General features: G+C 29.0%; 6 protein-coding genes. 3 read left to right on the top strand and 3 right to left on the bottom strand.

Features of this window, described 5'->3' with window-relative positions:
• Window positions 1-141 precede the first annotated feature (141 nt).
• From HNP67_RS02170 to arcA, 3 genes are read right to left on the bottom strand one after another with little or no spacing between them, the layout of a single operon-like run.
• Complete coding sequence (locus HNP67_RS02170; RefSeq protein ID WP_184124528.1) at window positions 142-1569, bottom strand: YfcC family protein; 1428 nt, start codon at window positions 1567-1569, stop codon at window positions 142-144.
• 51 nt (window positions 1570-1620) lie between these two features.
• On the bottom strand, window positions 1621-2604 hold the full coding sequence (gene argF / locus HNP67_RS02165; protein ID WP_184124525.1) for an ornithine carbamoyltransferase: 984 nt from the start codon (window positions 2602-2604) through the stop codon (window positions 1621-1623).
• Window positions 2605-2663: 59 nt separating this feature from the next.
• Window positions 2664-3893 carry an arginine deiminase gene (gene arcA, locus HNP67_RS02160; protein WP_184124523.1) on the bottom strand — a complete coding sequence of 410 codons (1230 nt, stop codon included), beginning with the start codon at window positions 3891-3893 and terminating at the stop codon, window positions 2664-2666.
• Window positions 3894-4080: 187 nt separating this feature from the next.
• Between arcA and HNP67_RS02155 the strand changes: the two genes are divergently transcribed.
• The 3 genes from HNP67_RS02155 to HNP67_RS02145 are packed head-to-tail and all read left to right on the top strand — an operon-like array spanning window position 4081 to window position 6818.
• Entirely contained in the window at window positions 4081-5691 is a 1611-nt protein-coding gene (locus HNP67_RS02155) for a hypothetical protein (protein ID WP_184124521.1), read from the top strand.
• Window positions 5692-5698: 7 nt separating this feature from the next.
• Window positions 5699-6298, top strand: coding sequence for a ribonuclease H family protein (locus tag HNP67_RS02150; RefSeq protein ID WP_184124519.1), 600 nt, complete (start codon window positions 5699-5701; stop codon window positions 6296-6298).
• Entirely contained in the window at window positions 6267-6818 is a 552-nt protein-coding gene (locus HNP67_RS02145) for a hypothetical protein (RefSeq protein WP_184124556.1), read from the top strand. Before HNP67_RS02150 ends, HNP67_RS02145 begins: the two co-directional genes overlap by 32 nt.
• Window position 6819: the final 1 nt, after the last annotated feature.

Below are 6819 nucleotides of genomic sequence, written 5' to 3'. Positions count from 1 at the left end.
TAGATTTTTAGTTAATTATAATTAAACTAAAAACTAAAAAATATATTTTTTAGTTTTTAGTTTAATTATAATTAACTAAAAATCTAAAAAAGAAAAAAAAGAGAAATTCCTTTTCCTTCCTAAAGTTTTTTTAAATATAAACTAAAGATTATTTAAATAAATGTTAGCTATAACGACTAAAATGGATATAAAGAACTCAATAATAAATAATGGTAAAACAAACTTGAACCACGTACCATAACTTAATCTAGATATTCCCAATACAGCCATTATAACTCCACTGGTAGGTGTTATTAAATTAACAAGTCCAGAAGAAGTTTGCATAGCAATAACAACTGAAGATCTTGGAATTGACAAAAAATCAGCAAGTGGAGCCATTATTGGCATGGTTAGGCTAGCATGCCCTGATGAAGATGGCACAATAAATCCTATAAATATTTGAATAATTTCATTCAAAATGATAAAAAGGGGTCTTGGGAGATTGTATAAAAAATTAGTAGCAGCATTTAACATAGTATCTGTAATCAACCCATCATCACATACTATCATAACACCTCTAGCAAGCCCAATAACAAGAGCAGCCGTTAGCAGACTTTCAGAACCTTTCACAAACGCATCCCACATTTCAGATTCCCCCAATCTACAAATAAAAGCCGCTATAATAGCAACTCCAAGATACAACATTGTCATTTCTTGCATCCACCAACCAAGATTAACAATGCTAAATATCAAAATCAATATCATAAATCCAAACAAAAGTAAAACTAATTTATGAGCAAAAGTAAACTCAAGGGCATTCTGAGTATTATCCCCAGCAGAAAGCTCATTTTTTTTAACAAAATATTGATAATATTCATTTCTTTGAGAATACACAAGTGATTTTGAGGGATCTTTTTTAATTTTAGACGCATAAACACAAACATAGATTATAGCAACTAATACTGATACAAAATAAAGAACAATCCTAAAATAAAACCCATCCTGTAAGCTAATAGAAGCTATTGCAGATGCAATTCCTGTAGCAAATGGATTTACAGTAGAAGCCATAGTACCCACTCCAGCTCCCAAAGCAATGATAGCCACTCCAACAAGGTTATCATAGCCTAAAGCTACTATCAAGGGAATCATCACAAAATAAAAAGGAAGAGTTTCTTCGCTCATTCCGGTTACAGTTCCACCAACCGAAAAAATAAACATTAACAAAGGAATAAGCAATTTATCTTTGTGCCCTAACTTTTTAATTAACCAATAAATTCCTGCATCTATTGCTCCGGTTTTCATAATAATCCCATAAGCGCCCCCAACAATTAAAACAAAAATAATAACTTCGGCTGCATGTTCCATACCTTTTGACATTGCAGTTAAAATAGTCATAAGAGGGTGTAAAAATCCCCTAGGCCCTCGATCGACATATTGATAAGTTCCGGCAACAATTATTTCCCTTTTGGATCCATCACCCATTTGCTTAAATTCTTTATCAAACTTACCAGCGGGAATCACATACGTTAAAATGGTAACAAATATAATTAAAGAAAATATTATTGTAAAACTACTTGGCATTCTGATCATAACGCTCCTCCTAAATCATTTCATAAATTTAATTTTACATAAAAAATATTATTATCCTAAAGTTGCTACCATAATAGCTTTAATGGTATGCACTCTATTTTCAGCCACATCAAAAACAACTGAATTTTTACTTTCAAAAATTTCTTCTGTAACTTCAATTCCATCAAGTCCATATTTATCAAAAATATCCTTACCAATCATAGTATTTAAGTCATGAAAAGCGGGTAAGCAATGCATAAATATTGCATCATCTTTTGCTTTGCACATTATCTCTTCATTAACCTGATAAGACCTCAAAAGATTTATTCTATCTTCCCAATTACTCTCTCCCATAGATACCCACACGTCTGTATACACAACATCGGCACATTTAACAGCCTCTTCTTTAGAATCTGTAATTGTAATTTTACCCCCACTCTCTAGTGCCAAAGCTCTGGCCTTAAGCGTCAAATCGGGGTCTGGAAAAAGCTCCTTGGGAGCAAAAATTCTAAAATCAAGCCCCATAATAGCACAGCCCTTCAATAACGAATTGGCAATATTTCCCCTACCATCGCCACAAAACACTATTTTAATCCCCTTTAAACTCCCCTTATATTCTTTTATTGTCATTAAATCGGCTAGTATTTGAGTTGGATGAGAAATATCTGTCAATCCATTGTAAACAGGAACATTAGAATAATTCGCCAAACATTCAACAGTCTGCTGAGAAAACCCTCTAAATCCAATAGCATCATACATTCGCCCCAAAACTCTGGCGGTATCTATCATAGACTCTTTTGAGCCTATTTGATTCCCCTTGGGTCCTAAATAAGTAACATTTGCCCCTTGATCATATGCCGCAATCTCAAAGGCACACCGGGTCCTTGTTGAATCTTTCTCGAAAATTATAACTATATTTTTACCTTTAAGTTTTTGCACTTCAATTCCTGCATATTTTGACTTTTTTAAATCAATTGATAAATCAAGTAAATATTTAATATCTTTGCTTGTAAAATCTAAAAGATTTAAAAAGCTCCTATTTCGTAAATTATACATCAACCACCAACCTCTTTACAATCAAGTTTTTTAAAACTCATTTAACTCATACCTAACTATTAAATATCCTCCCTTACTAAAGGCATAGACATACATCTTGGCCCACCACGACCTCTTGAAAGCTCACTAGACGGAATTCTATGAACTTTAATGCCATTTTCTTCAAGTAACTTATTGGTTACATGATTCCTAGAATAAGCAACTACTTCTCCTGGAGCTATCGCCAAAATATTAGCACCATCATTCCATTGCTCTCTTGCACCATGTATTAAGTCTCCACCTGCACATTTTATTATGTCAACTTTCCTGCCTAGATAAAAACTCAAAACATCTTTGAGTTTAGCTTTTTCTTTTTTAATATTAATTTTATTAGAACTTGAATTACAAGTTAAAACATAAATTGAGAAATACATATCATCACTTGTAAAACTTGTAAAAACATTATAATCAATTTGAGTAAAAACTGTATCTAAGTGCATATAAATTCTACTTTTTGGAATTTTAAAAGCCAAAATTGTATTAAATGAGGCCCTATTTTTAAAAAGACTAAAAGCCAGTTTTTCTACAGACTCCGCTTCTGTTCTTTCGGAAATTCCTATAACTAAAAGATCTTTACTTAAAACAAACTCATCTCCACCTTCCAAAGAAGTCTCTTCCCATCTATTTAACCAAATTGGAACATTTTCTTTGTAAATGGAATGGTATTTAAAAATATATTCTGCAAATATTGTCTCTCTGCGCCTAACCTTGGTAAACATTTTATTTATTGTAATTCCATTACCAATACTGGCAAAAGGATCCCTAGTAAATAAAACATTGGGCATGGGATCAATAATAAAAAGACTTGCGCCATTAACCAAATCATCAAGAGAAAATGCACAATCTTTAAGCTCTTCTCTTGCAACGCCCGAAATCATTTTAGAAACCATATTATCAACGGTTAAATTAGAAAAATAATCTTTTAAAATGTTAATTATGTCATCTGTTTTTATCTCTGCCTCAAAAATAAATTGAGATATAAATTTATTTTTGAGCGCCACAGAAGAAGCAAGAACCTCGCTAACAAGATCCTCAACATACTCAATTTCAACTGAATTATTTTTTAAAGTATTCACAAAAACTTCATGCTCTTGTCTTGCAACTTTAAGATAAGGAATATCATCAAATAAAAAATTTTTCATAATAAAGGGCGTCAAATTTTCCAATTCTTCTCCTGGCCTATGAAGCAAAACTTTTTTCAAACGACCTATTTCCGAAAATATATTTATTGGATTTAAATATTCTTCCATCCATTTCCCCCTTTATAAAAATTGCCATACATTAAAATATTAATGTTTATATTAAAAAATATCAACTATTTTTTAAAAAAATTAAAAAATTAATCTGGGTGTAAAAATTGCAAAAACAAAAAAAGCAGCTCAAAATAAAACTTTAAATCAAAACCATTGGACAAAAAATTATGCTAAAATACTACTCATGAGGAAAATTAGTAGATTATTAATATTAACTACACACATTTTATTATTCTCTTGTGCCTTAATTGCAGATAACAAGTTAAAAAATATAAGCACGTCAGAAATCATATTAACACAAAAAACACCACTAGAAAGCTCTTTAATAAAAAATCCTTCTAATATAGAATATCGAATACCAATATCTAGTATCCAAGAAATTTTAAACAATAATGATAATTCCTTTTTAATAAAACAAACGGCAGCAAAAGTCAAAATAAGCCCACAAAAACTTGAAGAAATAAAAAACTATCTAAATGCTTATAGAAATTATCTAAATAATGAAACAGAATGGATAAAGTTTTTAGATCAAAGCAGCGTCAATGGAAATCTAACAATTAAAATTGATACTGCTTTTGAAAAAAAACCAAATTTTAATCATACAAATTCAGATAATGAAAACTTAACAGAACTAATAGAACTACAAATGCATCTAGAAAAAGAAATTCTAAACTTAATCGAGCAAACATTTCATGATAAAAATTTAGGATATATACAATTAAGTCACATCAACTCATTCTTTCCTCAAGAAAATATAAACTCAATAACAAAAGAAATAATAGATGGAAAAGAATATATTGCACCGCACACAATAGCAAATCAATTATTAAAAATAAAAGATAAAAAATATTTTAAACAATTTATGCACTTTTTAAAAGTTGAAAACAGCAACATAGAAACAATAATTGAAAAGCAAAAAATTTCAGATCTTCACAATGAATTGTATTATTCAAAACAACCACCACCTAGAAGAAGAAAAAGGTCAACTGCTGACTCCGACAATAACAATAAACACGATATAATACCAAAAATAATAGATCCAAATACAGGTATTGAAATAACTCCTAAAAATTTAAGGTCTATTTTATCAAATGGAGACATAATATTAATAAAACCAAAAATAGATTGGACAGAGTTTTTTTATTTTTGGCAACATGTAGGAATATTTGATGAAGAAAAATACGAAGCTACTAAAAAAATTGCATTCAATGGAAATGATAGTTTTGATATAAAATCAATAATTACAAGCAATCAAATCAAATTCGATACAGCATCTACTCAAGGCTCAGGATATGAAAAACTTTCAACATATGTACAATCAAGAATATTAAAAATATTCTCACCAATAACAGACACAAGAACAATTAAAAAAGCTATTAATTTTGGAAGAAACAGATACATTGATAATAACTTTGGATATATGGTTCCCTTAATATCCTCTAATTTATGGACAGATTCATTTAATCTTGAAGAAATTCACAATAAAACTTATTGCTCTTTAGTAGTTGATAGAATATATAAAATAGCAGGTCTTAATGTATCAAGAAATTATGAAATTTCAGGAATAATTACTCCTGGAGAAATAAATGCAGCCGCTTACAATTTTTACATGTCTTATACGATTACGGGAATACTTCCAAGCGTGCTTCCAAAAAGGCTCATTAAACCAACCTTAAAAGAAAAATTCATTGGTTACAACAAAGAAATAGTAGATGCAATAGAATTAAAAAAATCGAAAGAAAAAATTTTTGGAAGAGCTTGCAATATAACAAATATCTGGTGCTCAGGAAGTTAATACTACCATGAACAAATATTATGCATGTATTTTGATTAATAGTAATGAAAAAATTATTTTCAAATCCTGGGAAGAATGCAAAAACACTATTAAAGGGAAAAATAATAAAATAAAAAGTTTTAAAACAATAGAACAAGCTCAAAATTGGCTATTTAATAATGATAACAAAATTTATCACCACCCAATTGGAATATATTTTGATTCTGGAACAGGAAGAGGAAAGGGCGTAGAAATTAGAGTTGTAAACGAAAAAAAAATTTCAATATTGGATAAAATCTTAGATAAATCCTTGATTAATAAATATGGAAATTATTATGTCAAAAATTTTCAAGGAATTAGCAATAATTTTGGGGAACTGCTTGCCCTATATACAGCACTCAAAATAGCATTAAAAGAAAATATAACAAACATATTTGGCGACAGTAAATTAATAATTGACTACTGGTCAAAAGGAATCCATAATAGCAAAAAATTACCACAAATTACTATTAATTTAATCAAAAAAACAGCTGAACTAAGGAAAAAATTTGAAGAGAAAGGTGGAAAAATTTCTTTTATTCCAGGAAATGAAAATATTGCAGATCTTGGTTTTCATAAAACTAAGTAGAAATATTGTCAAAAAATACATAAAAACAATATTTCTTATTTCAATGGTTTATTTTTTTTGTTGCACGACAATAAAAATAAACCATGATTATGAAACAGATTTTAAAATTCTAGAATCTCCTCCCTCTAAATACATTAAAATAGATGTAATTAAAGCCACAAATGAATATATTTATATTCAAATTACAAACAATAGCTTAGACATAGTAAAAATAGATTGGCAAAATACTAGTCTTAACAACGATAAAATCGTCTTAAAAAAAGAAGATCTTACAATAAGCAATAAAACAGAATATAAAAATAAATACAGAGAGTTTTTTATTGGCCCTAAAACTTCATTTAAATTTATAGCATATCCATTAAAAATTCACTCTAAAAACAAAAATAGCAATAACTCAAGCTCAGATATTAAATATCCGTCTATTTTCAAACTCAACATATCAAAAGTAGGAATTGAAGCAAAAAAACCAATAAACGTTTTAATAACAAGAACTATAAAAATTAATATTACTAATACATGAA

The sequence above is a fragment of the Borreliella californiensis genome (assembly GCF_014205885.1).
GTDB classification, from domain to species: domain Bacteria; phylum Spirochaetota; class Spirochaetia; order Borreliales; family Borreliaceae; genus Borreliella; species Borreliella californiensis.
The sequence above is the reverse complement of the archived record's forward strand: the minus strand, read 5'-3'. Positions and strand labels throughout refer to the sequence as shown.